22 protein-coding genes and 1 pseudogene are annotated in these 20,612 nt (G+C 57.5%); 9 read left to right on the top strand and 14 right to left on the bottom strand.

The window, feature by feature from the left end; all coding sequences use genetic code 11:
* The first annotated feature begins 339 nt into the window (after positions 1-339).
* The 8 genes and pseudogenes from rpmH to SRB521_RS16830 all read left to right on the top strand — a co-directional run.
* Positions 340-474: a 50S ribosomal protein L34 gene (rpmH, locus tag SRB521_RS15890; RefSeq protein WP_033117619.1), complete on the top strand. Its 135-nt coding sequence runs from the start codon at positions 340-342 to the stop codon at positions 472-474.
* Between the two features lie 117 nt (positions 475-591).
* On the top strand, positions 592-945 hold the full coding sequence (rnpA, locus tag SRB521_RS15885; protein ID WP_075704850.1) for a ribonuclease P protein component: 354 nt from the start codon (positions 592-594) through the stop codon (positions 943-945).
* Positions 942-1,160 (top strand): membrane protein insertion efficiency factor YidD, encoded by a 219-nt coding sequence (yidD, locus tag SRB521_RS15880; RefSeq protein WP_075704849.1) that lies wholly within the window; start codon positions 942-944, stop codon positions 1,158-1,160. The genes rnpA and yidD overlap by 4 nt, the downstream gene beginning before the upstream one ends.
* A 34-nt stretch (positions 1,161-1,194) precedes the next feature.
* On the top strand, positions 1,195-2,637 hold the full coding sequence (locus SRB521_RS15875; protein ID WP_116721612.1) for a YidC/Oxa1 family membrane protein insertase: 1,443 nt from the start codon (positions 1,195-1,197) through the stop codon (positions 2,635-2,637).
* Between the two features lie 27 nt (positions 2,638-2,664).
* Positions 2,665-3,453, top strand: a complete 789-nt coding sequence (gene jag, locus SRB521_RS15870) for an RNA-binding cell elongation regulator Jag/EloR (protein WP_075704847.1) — start codon at positions 2,665-2,667, stop codon at positions 3,451-3,453.
* Positions 3,454-3,622: 169 nt separating this feature from the next.
* Entirely contained in the window at positions 3,623-3,946 is a 324-nt protein-coding gene (locus SRB521_RS15865; protein ID WP_033117614.1) for a cyclic-di-AMP receptor, read from the top strand.
* Positions 3,946-4,866, top strand: a complete 921-nt coding sequence (locus SRB521_RS15860) for a DNA polymerase III subunit delta (RefSeq protein WP_075704846.1) — start codon at positions 3,946-3,948, stop codon at positions 4,864-4,866. The genes SRB521_RS15865 and SRB521_RS15860 overlap by 1 nt, the downstream gene beginning before the upstream one ends.
* Before the next feature lie 35 nt (positions 4,867-4,901).
* A pseudogene (locus SRB521_RS16830) lies at positions 4,902-5,795 on the top strand (PSP1 domain-containing protein); the annotation flags it as partial.
* Between the two features lie 1,549 nt (positions 5,796-7,344).
* Here the strand turns inward: SRB521_RS16830 and aspS are convergent.
* From aspS to SRB521_RS15785, 14 genes are all read right to left on the bottom strand, one after another.
* Positions 7,345-9,120: an aspartate--tRNA ligase gene (gene aspS / locus SRB521_RS15850; protein ID WP_116721613.1), complete on the bottom strand. Its 1,776-nt coding sequence runs from the start codon at positions 9,118-9,120 to the stop codon at positions 7,345-7,347.
* Between the two features lie 111 nt (positions 9,121-9,231).
* On the bottom strand, positions 9,232-10,581 hold the full coding sequence (gene hisS / locus SRB521_RS15845; protein WP_116721614.1) for a histidine--tRNA ligase: 1,350 nt from the start codon (positions 10,579-10,581) through the stop codon (positions 9,232-9,234).
* A 409-nt stretch (positions 10,582-10,990) separates the two neighbouring features.
* Positions 10,991-11,407 carry a methylglyoxal synthase gene (locus SRB521_RS15840; protein ID WP_033117608.1) on the bottom strand — a complete coding sequence of 139 codons (417 nt, stop codon included), beginning with the start codon at positions 11,405-11,407 and terminating at the stop codon, positions 10,991-10,993.
* 28 nt (positions 11,408-11,435) lie between these two features.
* A complete protein-coding gene (gene minD / locus SRB521_RS15835) occupies positions 11,436-12,176 on the bottom strand; it encodes a septum site-determining protein MinD (RefSeq protein ID WP_033117607.1) in 741 nt (246 codons plus the stop codon).
* A gap of 123 nt (positions 12,177-12,299) precedes the next feature.
* Positions 12,300-13,010, bottom strand: a complete 711-nt coding sequence (gene rsmG, locus SRB521_RS15830; protein WP_058118680.1) for a 16S rRNA (guanine(527)-N(7))-methyltransferase RsmG — start codon at positions 13,008-13,010, stop codon at positions 12,300-12,302.
* A 3-nt stretch (positions 13,011-13,013) separates the two neighbouring features.
* The gene (locus SRB521_RS15825; protein WP_058118679.1) at positions 13,014-13,361 is read right to left on the bottom strand and encodes a hypothetical protein; all 348 of its coding nucleotides are present in this window, start codon (positions 13,359-13,361) and stop codon (positions 13,014-13,016) included.
* Between the two features lie 29 nt (positions 13,362-13,390).
* Positions 13,391-13,801 (bottom strand): large-conductance mechanosensitive channel protein MscL, encoded by a 411-nt coding sequence (mscL, locus tag SRB521_RS15820; protein ID WP_058118678.1) that lies wholly within the window; start codon positions 13,799-13,801, stop codon positions 13,391-13,393.
* Between the two features lie 55 nt (positions 13,802-13,856).
* A complete protein-coding gene (locus tag SRB521_RS15815) occupies positions 13,857-14,798 on the bottom strand; it encodes an S-layer homology domain-containing protein (protein WP_116721615.1) in 942 nt (313 codons plus the stop codon).
* A 59-nt stretch (positions 14,799-14,857) separates the two neighbouring features.
* Positions 14,858-16,165 carry a serine--tRNA ligase gene (gene serS, locus SRB521_RS15810; RefSeq protein ID WP_058118676.1) on the bottom strand — a complete coding sequence of 436 codons (1,308 nt, stop codon included), beginning with the start codon at positions 16,163-16,165 and terminating at the stop codon, positions 14,858-14,860.
* 89 nt (positions 16,166-16,254) lie between these two features.
* Complete coding sequence (locus SRB521_RS15805; protein WP_075704839.1) at positions 16,255-16,812, bottom strand: hypothetical protein; 558 nt, start codon at positions 16,810-16,812, stop codon at positions 16,255-16,257.
* Positions 16,809-17,693 carry a ParB/RepB/Spo0J family partition protein gene (locus tag SRB521_RS15800; RefSeq protein ID WP_116721616.1) on the bottom strand — a complete coding sequence of 295 codons (885 nt, stop codon included), beginning with the start codon at positions 17,691-17,693 and terminating at the stop codon, positions 16,809-16,811. The genes SRB521_RS15805 and SRB521_RS15800 overlap by 4 nt, the downstream gene beginning before the upstream one ends.
* Before the next feature lie 81 nt (positions 17,694-17,774).
* Positions 17,775-18,551 (bottom strand): ParA family protein, encoded by a 777-nt coding sequence (locus SRB521_RS15795; protein ID WP_116721617.1) that lies wholly within the window; start codon positions 18,549-18,551, stop codon positions 17,775-17,777.
* A gap of 234 nt (positions 18,552-18,785) precedes the next feature.
* Positions 18,786-19,586, bottom strand: coding sequence for a ParB/RepB/Spo0J family partition protein (locus SRB521_RS15790; protein ID WP_075704837.1), 801 nt, complete (start codon positions 19,584-19,586; stop codon positions 18,786-18,788).
* 171 nt (positions 19,587-19,757) lie between these two features.
* Complete coding sequence (locus SRB521_RS15785; protein WP_075704836.1) at positions 19,758-20,117, bottom strand: hypothetical protein; 360 nt, start codon at positions 20,115-20,117, stop codon at positions 19,758-19,760.
* Positions 20,118-20,266: 149 nt separating this feature from the next.
* Between SRB521_RS15785 and SRB521_RS15780 the strand changes: the two genes are divergently transcribed.
* The gene (locus SRB521_RS15780) at positions 20,267-20,581 is read left to right on the top strand and encodes a helix-turn-helix domain-containing protein (RefSeq protein ID WP_033117597.1); all 315 of its coding nucleotides are present in this window, start codon (positions 20,267-20,269) and stop codon (positions 20,579-20,581) included.
* Positions 20,582-20,612: the final 31 nt, after the last annotated feature.

Genomic DNA, 20,612 nt, shown 5'->3' with positions numbered 1-20,612 from the left:
CGCGGGACCTCCCTTTTTTTGTAGTGTCCATATCTAATTAATTATATCAAAAAAACTGGTTGGAGGCAACGGTTTTCCACCTATACATTATTTATAAATATAACCCAGCCTCGGGCAGAATAGACAACCACAATATCTTGTATGGAAGGGGAAATCCTTGTCATAGACTGAAAAAAGAAGAAAAAAGGTGGTTGACAGGGGATAAAAATATAGGCTATAATAACGATTGCGTCCTGAAAACAAGGGAGACGTATATTCTGACGACCGCGGCCGGTCAAAACGGCCGTTGTGGTAGACGGGCTCAGCCCGTTTTATGCCGCGTACAGGAGGTGTACAGAGATGAAGCGTACCTATCAGCCCAAGAAGCTCCAGCGCTCCAAGGAGCATGGCTTCCGTAAGCGCATGGCCACCCGGAATGGCCGGAAGGTGCTGGCCCGCCGCCGTGCGAAGGGCCGCGCTCGCCTGACCTACTAAGGCAGATGCAGGCAGAACCGGAATAGAGCGTCATCAAGGGGCGGGGGAGCATTCCCACCGCCCCTGTAGTGCATACGCAAAAATTCCGCCTCAATGTCCGAAAGTGGGGTACCTTTTTTGAAGTTTACCGTCACCATCAAACGAAATCATGAATTCCAGCGCCTTTACCACAAGGGAAAGAGCGCGGCTACGCCCTATCTGGCCCTCTACTGTCGGAAAAACCGACGCATGGAGAACCGGTTGGGCTTGACGGTAGGCAAAAAGGTGGGCGGCGCTGTGACCCGGAACCGGGTCCGCCGCCGCGTCCGGGAGATCTACCGGCTCCATGAAGGAGAGCTCCGTCCCGGTTACGACATCGTGGTGGTGGCCAGGGTCAAGGCAGCCTTCGCCACGTACCGCCAGTTGGAGTGGTCCTTTCTTTCCCTTGCGGACAAGCTGGGGCTGAAGGCCAGGGAGGCGGGAGAGCCGTGAAGGCACTGCTGCTGAAGCTGATCCGGTTTTACCGAAGCAACCTGTCGCCCGCCCGGCCGCCCTGCTGCCGTTTTATTCCCACCTGTTCGGCCTATGCCTTGGAGGCGGTGGAAAAGTACGGCGCGTGGAAGGGCGGATGGCTGGCACTCAGGCGTATCCTGAAATGTCAGCCCTTCCATAAGCAAAAGAGCATCGAGTATGATCCGGTGCCCTGACTCCTCTTCTAAAATATTGTGTGGAGGACCCTAAATGGATATTTGGTACTACATTCTCACCCCCTTTACCTGGCTGCTCCAGCTGTTTTATAACATCACCGGCAGCTATGGCTTTGCTCTGATCTTCTTCGCCGTTGTGGTGAAGCTGATCCTGTTCCCCTTCTCGCTCAAGGGAAAGAAGAGCATGATCCAGATGAATATGCTCTCCGGCAAGATGCAGCAGATCCAGAAAAAGTATGCCAATGATAAAGAGCGGCAGAATCTGGAGATTCAAAAGCTCTATGAGAAAGAAAAGGTCAACCCCATGGGAGGGTGCCTGTGGTCTTTTCTTCCCATTTTGGTGCTGTTTCCCCTGTATGCCATCATCCGTCAGCCGCTGAAGTACATGATGGGCCTCAACGGCGAACAGATCTCCGCCGTGGCCGACGCCCTGAACTGGGCCACCATTTCCATTGAAAACGGCTGGGTCAAGAACGTGGCTGAGGGCGCGGCCAACGCTTTCAGCAATACGGGCTACAACCAGCTTTTCCTGGCCTCTCTCATCAATCCGGAAAACCTCTCTGCCGCTCAGGCCGCAGTAGGTGAGGGCGCCGCGAAGATGTTTGCGATGAACTTCCAGTTCCTCGGCCTGGACCTCTCTCAGGTGCCCAACGCCAAGTTCTGGGTCAACGGCATCAGCTGGGGCAGCATAGGGCTGTTCCTCATCCCTGTGATTTCCGCCGTTACGGGCCTTCTGTTCTCTATCATCTCCATGCGGACCAATCAGATGAACAGCCAGTCCCAGAATGCCCAGCAAAACTCCACCAACCGTATGATGATGATCATGAGTCCCCTGATGTCCCTGTGGATCGGTTTTATCATGCCTGCCGGTCTGGGCGTGTACTGGGTGGTGAACAACCTGCTGTCTCTGCTGCAGGAGTTTGTGGCGGGTAAAATTCTGAAAAAGGATTATGAGGCCGCTGCCGCGGCCCGCGCCGAACAGGAACGCCTGGAGAAGGAAGAGGAGAAGAAAAGGCGCCGGGAGGCCGCGGAGCGGAAAGCCCAGGCGCTGGCTGAGGCCAAGACCAATAAGGGTAAGAAAAAGGCCGCCGCGGTGGAAAAGAAGAAGAGCGACGCCTCTGTAATCGAGGTGAGCCGTGTGGGCATTCGCTCCTATGCCCGGGGCCGGGCGTATGACCCCTATCGCTACAGCCCCGACGGGCCGACCCTTTACAAGGATCCGGGAGCCCCCATCGATGAGAACGCCGTGGAGGCCGCTCTGGAGAAAAAATCGGACAAGCTGCAAGAGGCGGCTTTAGAGGCCGCCGCCGATGAGATGATCGCAGAGGAGCTTGTGGAGGAGAAGACTCCGGAAGCTCCCGACAAGAATCCCGTTTCCGAAAGCGCTGTCGAGGAAAACGGGACCGATTCTGAGGACCCCTGGGCCAAGCTGGATGAGGAAATCGAGGAGATCCAGAAGCCTGAGGGACGGGAATGACCCCAACATAAGGAGAAGAGAAGACCTATGTTGAAGTATATTGAGTGTACTGGAAAAAATGAGGAAGAAGCCATTACCGCCGCGCTGAGGCAGTTGGGGCTGGATCGGGACGAGGTGTCCGTGGAGGTCCTGGAGCGGGCCAAGAGTGGTTTTTTGGGCATTGGAGGAAGCCCCGCAAAGATCAAAGTGACTTATGAGGCGCCCGATGAGCCGGCCCCTGTCCCTGTTGTGGAGAAGAAGCCTGCTTCGACCGCGGAAAAGGAGCCGGCTCCTGCGGTCGAAAGGGCGGAGGACACGGCCGCTCCCGCCGATTTGACCTCTCAGACGACGGCTGCCCCGGAGGAGTTGGGGGACAAGGCTGAATCCATTGATCGCTTTCTCACCGGACTGATGGCCCACATGGAGGTGGAGGCCACTCCGAAGATCACTATGGGGGAGGACGGTAGCTACAAGGTGGAGCTGGTGGGTGAGAACCTGGGGGCTCTCATCGGGCGCCGGGGCGAGACGCTGGACGCGATCCAACAGCTCACCAGTTACGCGGTGAACCGCGGAGCGTCCAAGCGTAGCCGCATCCATGTGGATGCGGAAAACTACCGGGCCAAGCGGGAGGAATCCCTGGAGCGTCTAGCCAGAAAGGTGGCGGGCAAGGTGGTGAAGTACCGCCGGAACGTGACGTTAGAGCCCATGAACGCCTATGAGCGCCATGTGATCCATACGGCCCTTCAGGATTATCCAGACGTGACGACCTACTCCACCGGCACCGAACCCAACCGCCGCACGGTGGTGGCCTACTCCAGAGGAGAGCACAGAGCATAAGATTCCAAACGGGAAGCGGCATACTCTCGCCGCTTCCCGTTTTTTTCTTTCTGACCCGGGGCAGAAAGAAAAAACATCTTTCATATTTCTGCGAAGTAGGTTATAATATAAAGAATAAGATAGGCATATTGTAAAGAGGCAGTATGCCTGTCCCTGAGGAGGGAGTTCTATGAAACTGATCCTTGCTATCATCAACTTTGACGACGCCAATGCGGTGACCCATGCCCTGACTAAGAAGGGTTTTTCCTCGACCAAGCTGGCCACCACCGGCGGGTTTCTGATGGCCGGAAACGTCACTATCCTCGTGGGCGTGGATGAGGAGAAGGTGCAGGCTGTGATCGACATCATCAAAGAGCACTCTCACAGTCGGAAGCAGATGATCCCCACCACCACTGAGATGAGCTACGGCTATTATCCCAGTATGCCTGTGGAGGTCACGGTGGGAGGTGCTACCATTTTTGTGGTGGATATCGAACGATTTGAGCGCGCCTGATGCGGGGACTTGACGCTCTGGTAGGCAACGCGCAGGTCAAGCACCGACTTCAGACCGGTCGTGGGCTTTCACATGCGTACATTTTGGCAGGGCCGTCCGGGACCGGTAAGCGGACACTGGGGGGGGTCCTATCCTCGGCACTGGTCTGCTCCGGCCGAGGGGAGCCACCCTGCGGACACTGCCCCGACTGCCGGAAGGCGGGAGCAGGTGTCCACCCGGATGTCATCCGTATCGGCCTGGATGGGAAGGATATTAGCGTATCCCAGATCCGGGAGCTCCGGGCGGACGCCTATGTCCGCCCCAATGAAGCGGCGCGGAAGGTCTATGTGCTGGAAAACGCCCAGACTATGAACGGAAGCGCTCAGAACGCGCTTTTAAAGCTGCTGGAGGACGGTCCGGCCTATGCCGCGTTCCTGCTGCTCACCGACAATGCCGGAAATATGTTTGCCACGGTCCGTTCCCGCTGTGAGCTGCTCAACCTCAGCCCGGTGACCCCGGCGGAGTGCCGGGAGTATCTGCTCACCAGATTTTCTACCCTGCCGAGAGAAAGGGTGCTGGATGCCGCAGGGCGCTGCGAGGGCGTTCTGGGGCGGGCGGTAGCTTGGCTGGAGGGCGGAGGAGAAGAGGAGGAACGGATCCGTGAGGCCGCTTCCAGGCTGGCTTCTCTCCTGAAGGACGGGGGAGAGGGCGAGTTGCTGGAATATTGCGTGGGGCTGGAGAAATGGGATCGGGACGCGCTCTCCGGCCTGATGGATGAAACGGTACAGCAGCTCCGGGACGGACTTCTTCGCGGAGATGCGCCGGGCCGTTCCCTTCGGCTCATCAGCCATATTCAGCTACTCAAGGAGGCGCTCTCCTTCCATGTAGGGGCCGGCCATATTGCCGGTTGGCTCTGTGCGGGAGCCTTTGCGCATGTTTGAACAGGTCCCAATCAAAAGAGATACGAGGTACCCCAATGACAGAAATTATAGGCGTCCGTTTTAAAAGCGGCGGAAAGCAATACTATTTCGATCCGAAAGGCATTCAAGTGGAGCCCGGACAGGGCGTCATTGTTGAAACGGCCAAGGGGATCGAATACGGAGAATGTTTGAAGGGCAATACCATGGTGGAGGATGAGGCCGTAGTGGCTCCGCTGCGCCCCATGCTTCGGGTGGCCACGGAAGAGGATGAGCGGACCGTGGCCCGGAACCGGGAGAAGGAGGAGCGGGCCTTCCACATCTGTCAGGAGAAAATTGCCGAGCATAAGCTGGATATGAAGCTGGTGGAGGTAGAGTACAATTTTGAGGGGAACAAGATATTGTTCTTCTTTACCTCAGAGGGCAGGGTGGACTTCCGGGCCTTGGTCAAAGATCTGGCTGGTATTTTTCACACCCGTATCGAACTCCGCCAGATCGGTGTGCGTGACGAGGCCAAAATGCTGGGGGGCCTGGGGATCTGTGGAAAGCCCTTTTGCTGTGCCACTTTCCTGGATGAGTTCCAGCCGGTGTCCATCAAGATGGCGAAAACGCAGAATCTGTCCCTTAATCCCACGAAGATATCAGGTACCTGCGGACGACTGATGTGCTGCCTCAAGTACGAGCAGGACGCCTATGAAGATGCCGTCAAGCGAATGCCCAAGCCGGAGTCCTTTGTGGAGACACCGGACGGTGTGGGCAATGTGTGTCAGGTGAATTTGCTCCGGGAGCAGGTAAAGGTGCGTTTGGACGATGCGCCTGAGACGCCAAAGTGTTACCACAACTGTGAGATCTGCGTGGTACGCAATGGAAAGGGAAAACGGCCGGAGGGCTATGTGGCCCCGCCCCCTGAAGAGTTGGCAAAGCTGCGGAAAACGGATCCCAAGGAGGCGCTGGAGGAGCGGCCCGCGTCGGAAAAAACGGCTCTTTCGGAGGCGCTGGAGCGTGTCTTTCAGACGGCTGAGGAAAATGCCGCTCCCCTGCGGGAGAAAAAGTTGCCTCCGGAGCGGCGGGGAGGGTCTCGGCGTCCGGAGCGGCGGCGGCGTCCCCGGAATGAGGAAGAAGAGGAGTATGAGCAGCTGACCCAGCGGATTCCGCAGGAGCGGAAAAAACAGCAGCCGCCCCGCCATACAGACAAGCCTAAGGGGGACAAGCCGCCCCGGACAGAAAAACCAAAGGGTCCTGAGACCGAGGGCGAAAAGACCGAGAAGAAACAGAGCGGGCGGAACCACCGCCGCCGTCATCGGGGCGGGGGAGGGCAGCCCAAGCCTCCGGCAGCGGAATAGGAGCAGGCCCCGGCGGAATAGAGCGGGATCGCCCTCCATGCGGATAAATGCTGTTCGCATGGAGGGTTTTTCTATCACAATTTTTTTGGAAGAGTCATGGCTTGTTTGAAGATTGCGGGCCCGCCTAAGCGCCGGGTATTCTGGTGCCCGGGCTATGCCCTGTGTATGATCTTGTCGCTCGCTCTCGTACCCTGTTTTGACAGGGTGGCGGATGGATGTGGAGAGATACAGGTTTAACGGAACAGGTGGAAAAGAGACAGAACACACTTTTCCACATATTTTTCCACACATTGTCTCATGTTGGCGAACAGTATCTTTCAAAAAGGAAAGTGCAGAGATATTGTGATGTGCAGAATATCCCAAAAGGAAAATCCCCACTTCTTGGATTTGAAATTTATCCGAATGACAAAGTTCAATTCCCATGTTAAAACAATCATCAAGAGAATGTGATTTATAATATTTTTCTGCTTCATTTTTTACAAGTTTAAGACTATCTTTTTCGGGATTATTTTCGCTAAATATTCCATATATTCATTCATTTACCCATATCTCCAATACCGGTTTTTTCATTTTCTAAAATTGCTTGGTAAACTCCAATTTATCGAATTGATATGGTAAATTATACCACCAATCCGAACAATGTTCAACCTTTTTTGACGGACGTTGACAGTAGTAGCAAGCAACGCCTCGGTATATACCCGGCGCAGCTTGTTGGTGGCTGACGGCGCCCAAGCCCCAGTATATCGACGCAGCGGCGTCCGATGCCCAAGCCGCCGTTGGCGTTGGCGTCTGCTGTATATACCGGCGCAGGGGGAAGCTGACGGCGGAGCCGCCCCACCCCCGTCCCCCGGAGGGCGCACGCTGGCCGCAGGCCATACCACCACCGGCCAGCGGCGGGTGGTGAGTAAGTGCGCCCTTACCGGGGCCTATAAAAAGAAAGAGTGTCCAGGTCATTCCCAGACGCTCCCGCTCCGGCCCCCCTGCGGGTCGATCACAGAATTCCAGTTTCTGATATTTTGCCACAAATGAGCCGTCGGTCAATGTGATGTATTGGGCGGTTGATTTACCCTTTACATAGTACATCTCAAACGGACCATTACGGAAGGAGCCCCGGACCTTTGAGGTCCGGGGCTCCTTCCGTCACCAGGGCAAGCCGGGATCATGCTTCCGGCTCTACCAACGCAATATGCAGCTCGTCCAGTTGTTTCTGGCTGACGGTGGAAGGGGCATCCATCATCAGATCCTGTGCATTTTTGTTCATAGGGAAGGGGATGATCTCACGGATAGAATCCTCACCGGCCAGGAGCATGACCATCCGGTCTACGCCGGGGGCGATACCCGCATGGGGGGGAGCTCCATAGCAAAAGGCGTTGTACATGGCGGGGAACTTGGCCTTGACGTCCTCTTCACCCAGCCGAACCAGCTCAAAGGCCCGGATCATGATCTCAGGGTCGTGGTTCCGGACTGCACCGGAGGAGAGTTCCACGCCGTTGCACACCAAGTCATACTGATAGGCCATGATGGTGAGGGGGTCCACCTCTCCCCGGTGGGCCTTTTCCAGGATCTCCAGTTCACCGATGGGCATGGAGAAGGGGTTGTGGCAGAACTCCAGCTCACCGGACTCCTCGCCGATCTCATACATGGGGAAGTCGGTGATCCAGCAGAACGCGTACCGTTCCTTATCCATATGCTCGGGGGCCAGGGCGGGGAGCATCTTGATGAGTACGCCAGCGGTCTTTTGGGCCGCCAGCTTTTTCCCGGCGGTCAAGCCCACAAAGGTATTGGGTTTCAAGCCCAGGGCCGCAGTCACGGCCTCCTTCCGGTCCTGTAGGAACTTGGAGATACCGCCCACCAGCTCTCCCTTTTCGTCCAGCCGGAACCAGTAGACTTTGCCACCTGACTGTACCTCCACATCGGCGCAGAGCTTGTCGATCTGCTTGCGTGTGGCGGTAAAGTTGGTGACAGGTACGGCCTTTACCACACTTCCCTCAAAGGGACCGAAGCCGCAGTCGGCGAGGAGCGCTGTGGCGTCCACCGCGGTGAGGTCGATGCGCAGGTCCGGTTTGTCGGAGCCGTAGGTGTCCATGGCCTGGGTAAAGGGAATGCGGGTAAAGGGTGCGGAGGAGGCCATATGATACTTGCCGTACTTGGCAAAGATGGGAGGCAGCACATCCTCCAGCACGGCGAAGACATCCTCCTGGGTGGCGAAGGCCATCTCCATATCCAATTGATAGAATTCGCCGGGGGAGCGGTCGGCCCGGGCGTCCTCGTCCCGGAAGCAGGGGGCGATCTGAAAGTAGCGGTCGAAGCCGGAAGCCATCAGGAGCTGTTTGAACTGCTGGGGCGCCTGCGGCAGGGCATAGAACTTACCCGGATGGTTTCGGGCAGGCACCAGATAATCCCGGGCCCCCTCGGGGGAGGAGGCGGTGAGGATAGGGGTGGTGATCTCCAGGAAGCCGTGATCGGTCATGGCTTGGCGCAGGGCCGCCACCACCTGACAGCGCAGCACGATGTTGCCCTTTACAGCGGGATTCCGGAGGTCCAGGTAGCGGTACTTGAGTCGGGCGGCCTCATCCGCCTCGCGGCTGCGGTTGATCGGGAAGGGGAGCTCATGGTAGCGGCACCGGCCCAAAACCTCGATTTTGCTGGGCAGGACTTCGATATCCCCGGTGGGCAGCTTGGAATTCTTGCTGTCGCGCTCCCGAACGATGCCCTCTACCCGGATGGTGGATTCCTTGTTGATGGATTTGACGAGCTTCATCATGTCTTCGGTCTCGACCACTACTTGGGTGGTGCCATAGAAATCCCGGAGGATGACAAAGGCCAGATTTCCGCCCACTTCCCGGACATTTTCCATCCAGCCGACAAGGGTGACCTGCTGCCCCACGTGCTCGATGCGGAGCTCGTTACAAGTGTGGGTGCGGGACTGAAACATATCAATATCTCTCCTTAATGTTTATTATAAAATAAAATATACAAAATGGAATCAAAAATGACTGTTCTCAAAGGAAAGAGTCAGGCTTCAGGGCTGCCATCTCATGTGCTCTTAAACCTTGTCCTGAATGGGCGTGCCAATACTGCGCTGTCGAATACCCGTCTGGATGAGCGTCACAGCCTGGTCAGGGTCGGCCTTGACCTGTTCGCCGGAGCCCATGTCCTTGACGGCACAGACCCCTGCGCTCACCTCGTCCTCTCCCAGGAAGATCACATAGGGAATCCCCAGCTTGTCGGCATAGTTCATTTTAGCCTTGAATTTTTTCTGCTCCGTATAGAGCTGGGTCCGGACCCCCGCCTCCCGAAGAGTGGTGGCCAGTGAGATGGCGGGGGAGAGATCCTGGGTCATGGGGAGGATGAGGACATCCGCCGGCGCGGTGAGGAGTGCGTCGTTGAGATAGCCCTGGTCCTCCAGGACAAAAAACAAACGGGTGAGACCAATGGAAATTCCGACTCCAGGGAGTTGTTTATCAGTGTAATATTCCGATAAGTTGTCATATCTGCCGCCGGAACAGATGGAGCCGATCTCGGGGTGATCCAGCATGACGGTCTCATAAACGGTCCCGGTATAGTAGTCCAGGCCGCGGGCGATGGTCAGGTCCACCATAAAGTGGTCGGCTGGCACACCAAAGGCGGACATATAGCCCACCACGGTGGAGAGCTCTTCGATCCCCTGATCCAGGAGGGCATTTTGACCGCGGTAATGTTCCAGAGCGGACATGGGGTCCTTGGTGGCAAGGAGAGCGAGAAGCTTGTCCGCTGTGTCAGCGGGCACGGCAAAATCCTCGGTGAGAATCGCTCTAACCTTTTCCGCGCCGATTTTCTCCAGCTTATCAATGGTGCGCATCACGTCTCCGGACTGCGCCCGGAGGCCCAAGACGTCAAAGAGGCCGTTGAGGACCTTGCGGTTGTTGACACGGATCTTAAAGCGCCTGAGGCCCAGGGCGGTGAAGGTATTGTAGATGATGGCGGGCACCTCGGCCTCGTTGGCGATATCCAGCGCGCCGTCGCCGATCACATCGATATCGGCCTGATAAAACTCCCGGAACCGGCCCCGCTGTGCCCGCTCTCCCCGGTAGACCTTTCCGATTTGAAAGCGCCGGAAGGGGAAAGTAAGTTCATTGTGGTGCAGCGCCACATACTTGGCCAAGGGGACGGTGAGATCAAAACGCAGGCTGAGGTCCGTGTCCCCTTTGGTAAAGCGGTATATCTGCTTTTCGGTCTCTCCGCCGCCTTTAGCCAGAAGCACCTCGCTGGCCTCGATGGCGGGGGTATCCAGGGGGGTAAAACCATAGAGAGAGTAGGTTTTGCGCAGGGCCTCCACCATGCGCTCGAACTGTACCTGCCGCTGCGGCAGTAGCTCCATAAAGCCGGAGAGGGTTCTGGGTTTGATACGGTCCATGGAAACGCTCCTTTGTGATAAGATGTTGGGGTCTTGTCTGTAAAAAGGACAAAAAGGCGCTTTCGTCCCCAATGGGACGAAAGCGCCTGCTTTCGTGGTGCCACCCATTTTTAACGGCCTGCAGTATAACGCGGGGCCGTCCTCCGACCTTCTGTTGCGGGAAGGGGACCGCACCCGTCTCCGGGCCCGCTGCTGGGGCCGTCTTCTCCCACTCCTGGCCGTGGAGCCCTTTCAGCCTTGGGGTTCCTCTCTGTCCGGCGGTGCTGCGGGGTACTCATGCTCCGTCTTTGCGGTTCGATTCTTTCAAATAGTATCCCACTTTTGGGAAAAAGTCAACCAAAAATCACAGCTTTTTGGAAAGAAAGCGGCTCCGGCGGCCATCACCGTCAGGGCAGGGCATGCGGCCCTGTCATACCCGGAAGGGCGCAGTTTTGGGGCTGACAATATCGCGCCAGTCCAGATCGCCCCGCTCCAGGCCCAGAATAAGCATTTCAGCGGTGGCCACATTGGTGGCGAGGGGAATGTTATACTGGTCACAGAGCTTACGGATATAGCGGACATCGTCGTCCAGGTCGTCGGACTGGGGCTCGGTGAAGAAGAGCACCATATCGATCTCATTGTAGGCAATGCGGGCGCCGATCTGCTGGATCCCGCCGTGCTCGTGAGACAGAAAAAGATTGACCGGCAGACCGGTGGCCTCGGCCACCAGCTTGCCGGTGGTGTTGGTGGCGCATACGGTATGCTTGGAGAGAATGCCGCAGTAAGCGATACAGAACTGCACCATCAATTCCTTTCTACGGTCGTGGCTCATCAGTGCAAGATTCATCTTAGCTCATCCTCTCTAAAATATATCGTCAATGTATTTTCATCAGGGGGACACGTTCGCCCAGCAGCCGTTTGGCGATGTTCAGATAGGCCAGGGCCGCGCCCTTTCGGCTGGTCAGGATCAAGGGCTGGGAGGTATTGGCGGCCAGAATGACCTGTGCGTCCTCGGGCACCACGCCCAGGAGGGGAAGACCTGCGGCATCCATGGCGTCGTCGATGGTGGTCCTCAGCCGGCGCATCAGCTTGGGCTGGATGCGATTCATCACCAAGTGGATGGTGTCTATGCTGCGGCCCAACTCGGTAACAGTTCGCTGTGCGTCCCGAAGGGCGGAGGAGTCGTTGGTGGAGACGACCACGGCGCGGTCTGCGCCGCAGGAGGCCAGGCGAAAGCCGGAGCCCAGGCCGGCGGGGGAGTCGATGAGCACATAGTCAAATCGTTCCCGGGCCTGCCGCAGCAGGTCCAGCATGGAACTCTCTCCCAAAGGGTGGGGGGGAGGGCTTACCGGTGCGGTAAGGAGGTAGAGGTTTCGGATGACCGGATGTTCCACGGCGGCCCGCTCCAAAGAGCAGCGGCCCTCCAGTACGTCGGTAAAGTCCATCAGGGCCCGGTCGGTCATGCCCAGAGAGATGTCCAGGTTGCGCAGGCCGATATCCATGTCGATACACAGCACCTGTCTGCCCAGCGCCGCCAGACAGGAGGCCACGCCGCCGGTGAGCGAGGTCTTTCCAGTTCCGCCCTTGCCCGATGTGACGACGATTACCGTACCCATAGAGTGCCTCCTACCAGATGGTTACTATTATACCATTTGCAATCAGATAGTTCAAATCATTTTATGCGAAATGTGAAATTTCTTCTCGGGCGCGCCGGCGGTGTTCCGGCGGGCGGACCGTCGTCAGGAGAGAGGCGATTTCTGGATCTTGGCCCAACGTCTGGGATAGCCCTTGGGCGTGGGGGCGACCTTCTCCACGACGATGACCCTTCGGTCGACCTCTGTGCCGGGGATATGGTACCGATAGGAGGGGAGAAGCCGCCCCCCCAGGAGCTCTGCACCGTGTGCAGCAGCGGAGAGTTCTTCGTCGCAGTCCGCGGCTTTCATGGCGAGGAACCGGCCGCCCACTTTTACATAGGGGAGGCAGATCTCACACAGCACCCGCAGCTCGGCCACGGCTCTGGCCGTTGCAAAGTCAAAGGAGTCCCTCCAGCCCGACTGGAGGGCGAGCTCCTCGGCGCGGGCGTGACGGCGCTCCACCCCCTCCAGTCCCAGTGCTCCGCACACCTCGCCCAACCAGTCCAGGCGCTTGCCCAGACTGTCCACCAGGGTGAGCCGCAGCTCCGGGACCATGAGCTTGAGCACCATGCCGGGAAAACCGGCGCCGGTGCCCACGTCCACCAGGGATTTTCCCCTCAGGTCGGCACAGCCCAGCAGGGCGGCGGAGTCCAGAAAGTGAAGGGCTGCCACCTGCGCAGGCTCTTTGATGGCGGTGAGATTCATCACCTTGTTTTGCTCCAGGAGCAGTCCGGCGTACTGGGCCATCTGTGCCACGGCCCCTTCCGGCGGTGTAAGCCCCAATTGGGCCAGCCCCTCTTTTAGCTGTTCGGTCATGGCTCAGCCTCCAAAATTCCGCAGCAGTGCGGGAATACCGATCCCCAGGTTGAGGAGCAGCAGCACCGCGCAGAGGGCGGTCAGAACGGCGCAGGCTACCGGTCCGCCCCGCCCTTCGCCGGTGCGATAGCGCAGTACGGCGGTGGCTCCCAGCCCCGCCAGCGCGGGGCAGAAGAGGAGAGGACCTATGCCGGTGAGTATCCTCGCGGTGGCCAGATAGTAGGTGAAGGTGGCCAGGGTGATGAGCATATAGGAGATTCCCACCCATGCCCAGGCCCGTTTGACGGGAGATGCGTAGACGGGAGGTTCGCTCTGCTGACCGGGGTCCTGATTCTGCTTTTCGTCAGGCATAATGTTCTCCTTGCGGATTGAAATAGAGGTTACTTCCGCTCCTTCAGCAAATCGCGGATCTCCATCAGGAGCTTTTCTTCCTCAGAGGGCTCGGCGGGTGCCGGGGGAGCGGCGGGCGCCTCTTCCTTTTTGCGATGGAAGCGATTGATACCCTTGACCAGGCAGAATACGACAAGGGCCATAATGAGGAAATTGAGCACAGCCTGAATGAAATTTCCATATGTAATGACGGCGGTCCCCACGGTGAGGCTTAGGTCCGCAAAAGAATTTTCGCTGACAAAGATACCAATGACGGGCATGATGATATCGGCGGTGAGGGAATCGGCAATGGCCTTGAACGCGCCGCCGACGATGACGCCCACCGCCATGTCCATGACGTTGCCGCGGGCAATGAATTGCTTGAACTCTGCGATAAACCCTTTGGTTTTTTCCTGATACATGATCTGACCCTCCTTTTGGTTATGAGCAGCCTGTGTAATACCATAAAAATAGAAACTAATTCCTGGAATTAAAGGAAACTCTTTGCTGTGGGTCCAGAACTCTGGCCAATACGGCAGCCAGTTCGGCGCGGGTAAGGGTGCGATTTCCTGCAAACGTACCCTGTGCATCCACACCGGTGAAGATTCCCGCGCGGTAAAGCGTGAGTACGCCCGGATCTTCGGTGTCAGGGAGGGAGTCCACGGTGGTGGTGGCGGGAAAACAGTCCGCTGGCAGTGCGGACAGGATCCACTCCCCCAGTTCTTCCCGGGAGGCGGGGGCTTCAAAGGGGGTTTCCATGGGCTGCGCGTCCATCAGGCCGTGTTCGCGCGCATACCACAGGGCGTTTCGATACCACAATCCACGGGCCGGTGCGGGAAGAAAAGAGGAGAGTTCGCGGTGGAAGGCAGTGTAGTCGAGACCTACGGCGGCGGTAAACTCGATGCGGAGCGTGCCGTCGGATGCGGGTGCGAGGAAGCCTGTGAGCACAATGGCTCCATTCAGCGTCAGACTCACCTCTGCGGCTCCGCCGGCGGGGGAGAGGGCTTTATATTCCTGGCTGTTCACCTCCAGCAGCAGGTGGAGACGGCGGGGTGTGGTACTGTCAAAATAATAGGACAATTTGTGGTCCAGGTCTTCAGAGGAGAAGGAGAGCAGGACTGCACCGGCAGGCGTGTTGATCGAACCGGTTCCCCAACTCTCCGGAGCCGTCGGGAGGTCTCCGTTTCCGCCTGACTGCTGGTAGGACAGACGGGCGGCCACAGTCATGACCTCTGCCAAGGTGACGGTTTTGTCTGGGGAAAAGGTGTCTGAGGAGGTGCCTTTGAGCAGGCCGGCCTGTTGACATTGGGCTGCGCTGCTGGCGTACCAGGTGTCTGCGGGCACGTCGGAAAAGGCGGCCGCGGGGAGGGCGAGCAGCACGGACAGCGCCAGGGCAAGGGGAAAAAATCGGGGTCTCATTGGATTCCTCTCTTTCAGCGGGAGACGCGGAAGGGTATGGGATCTGCGGGCGGCAGTTCTTATTTTGTCTTCGGGACCAGGAGCGCCTTTCCTCCCATATAGGGTTGGAGGACCTTGGGGACTTTTACGCTGCCATCAGCCTGGAGATTGTTTTCCAGGAGGGCGATGAGCATGCGGGGAGGGGCCACACAGGTGTTGTTGAGGGTGTGGGCCAGATAATTTTTCCCATCCTCGCCCCGGATGCGGATTTTCAACCGCCGGGCCTGGGCGTCGCCCAGGTTGGAGCAGGAACAGACTTCAAAGTATTTTTTTTGCCGGGGACTCCAGGCCTCGATGTCGCAGGATTTCACCTTTAGATCGGCCAGGTCGCCGGAGCAGCACTCCAGTTGCCGGACGGGGATATCAAAATTGCGGAAGAGCTCTACAGAATACCGCCATAGCTTTTCATACCAGTCCATGGATTCCTCGGGCCTGCAGACTACGATCATCTCCTGCTTTTCAAACTGGTGGATGCGGTAGACGCCCCGCTCTTCAATGCCGTGGGAGCCCTTTTCCTTGCGGAAGCAGGGGGAGTAGGAGGTGAGGGTCTGGGGGATCTTTTCCTCTGGAATGATCTGATCGATAAAGCGCCCGATCATCGAGTGCTCAGAAGTACCGATGAGGTAGAGGTCTTCCCCTTCGATCTTATACATCATGCCGTCCATATCGGTCTGACTCATCACGCCCTCCACTACGTTCCCGTGGATCATGAAGGGGGGGATACAGTAGGTGAAGCCCTTGTCGATCATGAAGTCCCGGCCATAGGCCAGAACAGCCTCGTGGAGGCGGGCAATATCGCCCAGCAGATAATAGAAGCCGGAGCCGGACACCCGCCCGGCGGCGTCCATATCGATGCCATCAAAGGACTCCATGATGTCGGTGTGGTAAGGGACTTCGAAGTCGGGCGCCAGTGGCTCACCGAAACGCTGGACCTCCACATTGGCGGAGTCGTCTGGTCCAATGGGGACGGAGGGGTCGATGATCTGGGGGATCACCAGCATGATTTTTCGGATCTCCTCAGCAAGGGCGGTTTCCTGTGCCTCTAATTCGGCCAGGCGCTGGGCGTCGGCCGTGACTTTGGCCTTCAGGGCTTCAGCCTCTGCCAGTTTGGACGGGTCCTTCTTGGCCTGCCCCATCAGCATTCCCACCTGCTTGGAGAGGGTGTTTCTCTGGGTCCTCAAGTCTTGGGCCTCTTGAATGGTCTGGCGGTTTTGGCTATCCAGTTCCAGCACCTGGTCAACCAGGGGAAGCTTTTCCTCCTGGAATTTTTTCCGGATGTTTTCTTTCACCGCCTCGGGATTTTCGCGGATAAATTTGATATCCAACATGTTGTTCACCTCATTGTTAGTCGTTCAGCGCTGGGATGTTTCACGTGAAACAAAGGCCCTCGGGGGCGTTCTATCTGTTCGGCTACGCCTTAGTATAGCACGGCGAGGATCTCCTGATACTGCTCGGCGGGGGAAGGACCCTCAGGGTCCGCAGGATGGTCGGTGGGCAGGCAGTCCTCCAAGCCGGTGGCCTGGAATGCCTCCACCAGGGAACGCGCTGAGCCGTAACGGCCCCGGGAGAGCTCCCGCTGAATTCTCCAGAACCAGTCCATGGCCTCGGCAGCGTGTGCTTGCTCCTCGGCGGCGCTCTGAAGCGCCGCAGTTTCATTCTGGAGGGCGCTGACCTGGCCTTCCAGGTGGGCGACCTGCTCCTCCAGCAATGCCACTTGGGACTCCAGTCCCTCTTTTTCTTTTTGGAGGCTGTCGATGGACTGCATGGCGGAAACCGACTGTTTCAGCCCCTCGATGGTTTCGCTGTTGGTGCGCTGCTGCATCAGATAGCTGAGGAGCAGCAGCAAAAACGCGGCGGCAAAGAGGATGGTGAGGTAATTCATGACGGAGAGCCGCTTATGGGGCCGCTCATGCTCGGCGGCGTGTTGGAGCCCTCCGGATTCATGCTCCTGCTTTTCTTCTGGTTCCCGGTTCAAGACTGGCCTCCTCCCCTCAGGTCGGAGAGCCTGTCCAACAGCTCGGTGAGGTCTTCGTCATTATAGAACTCAAATTCCAGCTTTCCCTTTTTGGGCCCCATCGTGATTGAGACCTTTCTGCCCCAGCGGGTGGTGAGGTCCTTCGCTGCGGCGTCCCGATAGAGCTTCATGGGGTCGGGCGGCGCTGCATATGCGGTTTCCTCCTGCGCCTCTTCTCTGGCAAAGCGTTTTGCTAGGGCCTCGGTCTGCCGGACGGAGAGTCCCTCGGCGATGATCTTTTGGGCCAGCTTTTTTTGAAGGGTGCTGCTGGAGATGCTCAGAAGCGCTCTGGCATGGCCTGCGGAGAGCTGTCCCTCTTCCACAAGATGACGGATGGCGTCGGGCAGGGCGATCAGCCGCAGCGCATTTGCTACAGCGGGGCGTGATTTGCCTACGCGCTGAGCAGTCTCTTCCTGAGTGAGACCGTATTCCTCCATTAGGGTTCGATATCCCATGGCTTCTTCCATGGGATTGAGGTCCTCGCGCTGGAGGTTTTCAATAAGGCCCAGCTCCATCACCTTGCGATCGTCGGCCTCTATGATGACAGCGGGCACCTCTGACAGACCGGCCAGCTTGGCGGCCCGCCAACGGCGCTCGCCTGCGATGATCTGATAATAGCCGGAGGACAGCCGCCGCACAGTAAGGGGCTGGATGATACCGTGTGTACGAATAGAGTCGGCCAGATCGGCCAGAGTCTCTTCATCAAATCGTTTCCGGGGCTGTTTCAGGCCCGGCTCCACCTGGGCCAGGGGGAGAGAGACCGAGCCGCCCTCCTGGGATTGCAGGGCCGCGTCGCCCAGCAGAGCGCCCAGACCTTTGCCCAGGCCGCGTTCTGATGCCATAGGATCACTCCTTCTACGTTACAGTTTACTTGGGTTTTGACAAAAGAAAGCTCGTTTGCGCCGCAGGAAAACAGGCGGGGCTCAGACTCTTGTCACTGCGCAGCCGTTCTTTTCCACCAGCTCTTCCGCCAGGGCGCGATAGGCTTCGGCGCCCCGGGAAAGGCCGTCGTAGGCAGTGACAGGCTTCCCGTGGCTGGGGGCTTCGGAGAGGCGGACGTTCCGGGGGATGACCGTGGCATAGACCTTACCGGGGAAATGACGTTTGACCTCCTCCGCCACCTGCATGGAAAGGTTGGTCCGTCCGTCAAACATGGTGAGGACCACCCCCTCCAGATCAATGTCCGGATTCAGGGACCGCTTTACGATGCGTATGGTAGAGAGAAGGTCGCTGAGGCCTTCCAGAGCGTAGTATTCGCATTGAACGGGAACCAGAATGGTGTCTGCGGCGCACAGTGCGTTGAGGGTGAGAAGTTCCAGCGAGGGGGGACAGTCCACAAAGATGTAGTCATATTCCTCATGGAAGGGAGCCAAAGCATCCTTGAGCAGATATTCCCGCCGGGACATACCGATCATCTCCACAGTGGCCCCGGCCAAAGCCTTGTTGGAGGGGATCACATCGGCCCAGACGGTGGGGACGATGGCTTTCCGGCAGTCGGCACCGTCGATCAGCACATCGTAGATGGAGGGGGAAGAGGCGGTCTTATCGACCCCAAATCCCGAAGTGGTGTTGGCCTGTGGGTCAAAGTCGCAGACCAAGATGCGACGGTCCAGGGCCTTGAGTGCGGCGGCCAAGTTGACGCAAGTCGTGGTTTTGCCGACGCCGCCTTTCTGGTTGACGATTGCGATGGTTTTTCCCATGGGACACCTGCTCTCTTTCTTTCGGGAGGTTGGAAGGAATGCGGATTGAGGACCAAAGGCCGGAGCGGGCGGGCACCCCCTTGCAGGGGTGCCCGGTATTTCAACAGGTTCTATTATAATGCGTGCGCCGTGGTAATTCAACTAAATTTCCGTGTTTCACGTGAAACATTCCAAAAAGAAGCCGGCGGAATGTTTCACGTGAAACATTCCGCCGGGGGAGAAGAGGGGAGCCTGTCAAGAGCACTTTGGAATGCGGATGGTGAGAAGAATGGCATCTGCAGTCTCCTGCCGGCCACACTGAGCATCAATTCCGGCACCCTTCATCAGTGAGAGGCCACGGGTAACGGTATTGAGGAAAAATCGCACATCTTTAATCAGATAAGTGGGCTTCCGCTTTTGCGGCTTGGGAGAAAGAAGGCTTTCCACATAAGCCTCGGTTTTGGCCACCGTCAAGTGATTGGCGGCCACATGGCGAAGGGCGGAAAGCCTTGCCTCATTCCCCTCCAAGCGGAGCAGCGCCCGGGCGTGACGCTCAGTAAGTCCGCTCTCACGGAGCAGGTACAGCGCTTCCGGAGGAAGCTTCAAGAGCCGCAGCTTGTTGGCTACTGCCGATTGGGACTTCCCAATGCGCCGGGCCGCCTCCTCCTGGGAGAGGTGATAGGTGCGGATCAGCTTGTCCAGCGCAAAGGCCTCCTCCAGAAAGTCCAGATCCCGGCGCTGTAGATTTTCCACTAGGGCCAGAAGCGAGGAAGCGGTATCATCTACATCTACCGCGATACAGGGGACCTCCCTCAGCCCTGCCAACTTGGCGGCTCTGAGGCGCCGCTCTCCGGAAACCAATTCATATCCGCCCTCAACCCGCCGAACTGAGAGAGGCTGGAGAATCCCGTGCTCCTGAATACTGGCGGATAGCTCCTCCAGGCCCTCCTGAGAAAATTGAGTCCTGGGCTGATTGGGATTGGGTCGCAGGGAGTCCACCGACAGATAGAGCACCCTGCCAGACTCAAAGAGGCCTTTTTTGCGAAGAAACTGCATAGAGAGGACTCCCTTCTGCTTTGATAACCATATTTTACCATAGCTGTAAGAGAAAGAAGGGGAAAACCGTCGAGGGGGAAATTTTTTTATTTCCGGAGTATGGCAGGAGCAAACACACTTGCGTCCATAAGCAGGGCACTTAGGGATTGTTTTGAATATTGGAACGATGCGCTAAAAGAGATGGGCACAGAAAGGCACCTCATGGAGCATGCATAGCCCGCTGACCAGGGCCACCCGTTCCCGATGGTAGGGATCGGCATGGAGGGCCAGAATACAGACCTGAGCGGATCGACGGACCAGACAGCCGTAATAGGCGCGATCGGTGTCAAAGCGCTGCCAGAAAGAGCGGGGGATGGAGATGATACCGTGGCTCCAGGGGAGAGGGGAAAGGTCGAAGAGGGGGAGATCCGTCCAAAGAAGGGCGCCGTCCCGCCTCGCCTGTTCCATAGACTCCTTCGCATGGAAGAGAACGGTCTTTCGCAGGGCTTCGGGAAAATAGCCGCCGGACAGGAGAAGAAAACGCTCAATCATAAAACCACGCCATTCGCCGTTATTTGCTATTCAAAACTAATTATACGCAGAATTCGGCCATTATCAAGTAAATATTTTCTGATTTGGGCAGAATATAAAAATGAGGTGGAGAGGGAGAATACTCTTTTCCCGAAGTGGGGGTCATTGCAATGGAGGGTGAACGTCTGGCGGAGCTCCGAAAGGGCAGAAAGATCGGCCAGAAGGAATTTGCGGAATTGATGGGGATTTCAGTGAGTGCGCTGTCCAAATATGAGCGCAATGTCAATGAACCTGAGGACGCGCTGAAGAAAAAGTTCGCTGAATATTTCAACGTGTCAATGGACTATCTCATGGGGCTGACCAGAGAAGAGGTGCCCATCCGGCACACGGAGAGCGGATTTCTCTATTTTGACAACCTGCCCGAGGCGGCCCGAACGGAGCTGTGCTCTTTTCTGGAATATCTGCGCAAACGCTACCGTCTGTAGGACGGTGTCCAGCCGTAAAGCGCAAAGCCGG

This window comes from Intestinimonas butyriciproducens, assembly GCF_004154955.1.
GTDB classification, from domain to species: Bacteria; Bacillota; Clostridia; order Oscillospirales; family Oscillospiraceae; genus Intestinimonas; species Intestinimonas butyriciproducens.
This window is presented reverse-complemented; position numbering and strand designations above follow the sequence as displayed.

Coding starts and splice junctions, on each gene's coding strand:
- aspS (WP_116721613.1), bottom strand. CDS start 9,120: ATGTTTCAGTCCCGCACCCACACTTGTAACGAGCTCCGCATCGAGCAC.
- rsmG (WP_058118680.1), bottom strand. CDS start 13,010: ATGACCGAACAGCTAAAAGAGGGGCTGGCCCAATTGGGGCTTACACCG.
- rpmH (WP_033117619.1), top strand. CDS start 340: ATGAAGCGTACCTATCAGCCCAAGAAGCTCCAGCGCTCCAAGGAGCAT.
- SRB521_RS15840 (WP_033117608.1), bottom strand. CDS start 11,407: ATGAATCTTGCACTGATGAGCCACGACCGTAGAAAGGAATTGATGGTG.
- SRB521_RS15780 (WP_033117597.1), top strand. CDS start 20,267: ATGGAGGGTGAACGTCTGGCGGAGCTCCGAAAGGGCAGAAAGATCGGC.
- SRB521_RS15875 (WP_116721612.1), top strand. CDS start 1,195: ATGGATATTTGGTACTACATTCTCACCCCCTTTACCTGGCTGCTCCAG.
- SRB521_RS15815 (WP_116721615.1), bottom strand. CDS start 14,798: ATGAGACCCCGATTTTTTCCCCTTGCCCTGGCGCTGTCCGTGCTGCTC.
- jag (WP_075704847.1), top strand. CDS start 2,665: ATGTTGAAGTATATTGAGTGTACTGGAAAAAATGAGGAAGAAGCCATT.
- mscL (WP_058118678.1), bottom strand. CDS start 13,801: ATGTATCAGGAAAAAACCAAAGGGTTTATCGCAGAGTTCAAGCAATTC.
- SRB521_RS15865 (WP_033117614.1), top strand. CDS start 3,623: ATGAAACTGATCCTTGCTATCATCAACTTTGACGACGCCAATGCGGTG.
- minD (WP_033117607.1), bottom strand. CDS start 12,176: ATGGGTACGGTAATCGTCGTCACATCGGGCAAGGGCGGAACTGGAAAG.
- SRB521_RS15825 (WP_058118679.1), bottom strand. CDS start 13,361: ATGCCTGACGAAAAGCAGAATCAGGACCCCGGTCAGCAGAGCGAACCT.
- SRB521_RS15795 (WP_116721617.1), bottom strand. CDS start 18,551: ATGGGAAAAACCATCGCAATCGTCAACCAGAAAGGCGGCGTCGGCAAA.
- SRB521_RS15800 (WP_116721616.1), bottom strand. CDS start 17,693: ATGGCATCAGAACGCGGCCTGGGCAAAGGTCTGGGCGCTCTGCTGGGC.
- SRB521_RS15785 (WP_075704836.1), bottom strand. CDS start 20,117: ATGATTGAGCGTTTTCTTCTCCTGTCCGGCGGCTATTTTCCCGAAGCC.
- serS (WP_058118676.1), bottom strand. CDS start 16,165: ATGTTGGATATCAAATTTATCCGCGAAAATCCCGAGGCGGTGAAAGAA.
- hisS (WP_116721614.1), bottom strand. CDS start 10,581: ATGGACCGTATCAAACCCAGAACCCTCTCCGGCTTTATGGAGCTACTG.
- SRB521_RS15860 (WP_075704846.1), top strand. CDS start 3,946: ATGCGGGGACTTGACGCTCTGGTAGGCAACGCGCAGGTCAAGCACCGA.
- SRB521_RS15790 (WP_075704837.1), bottom strand. CDS start 19,586: ATGCAGTTTCTTCGCAAAAAAGGCCTCTTTGAGTCTGGCAGGGTGCTC.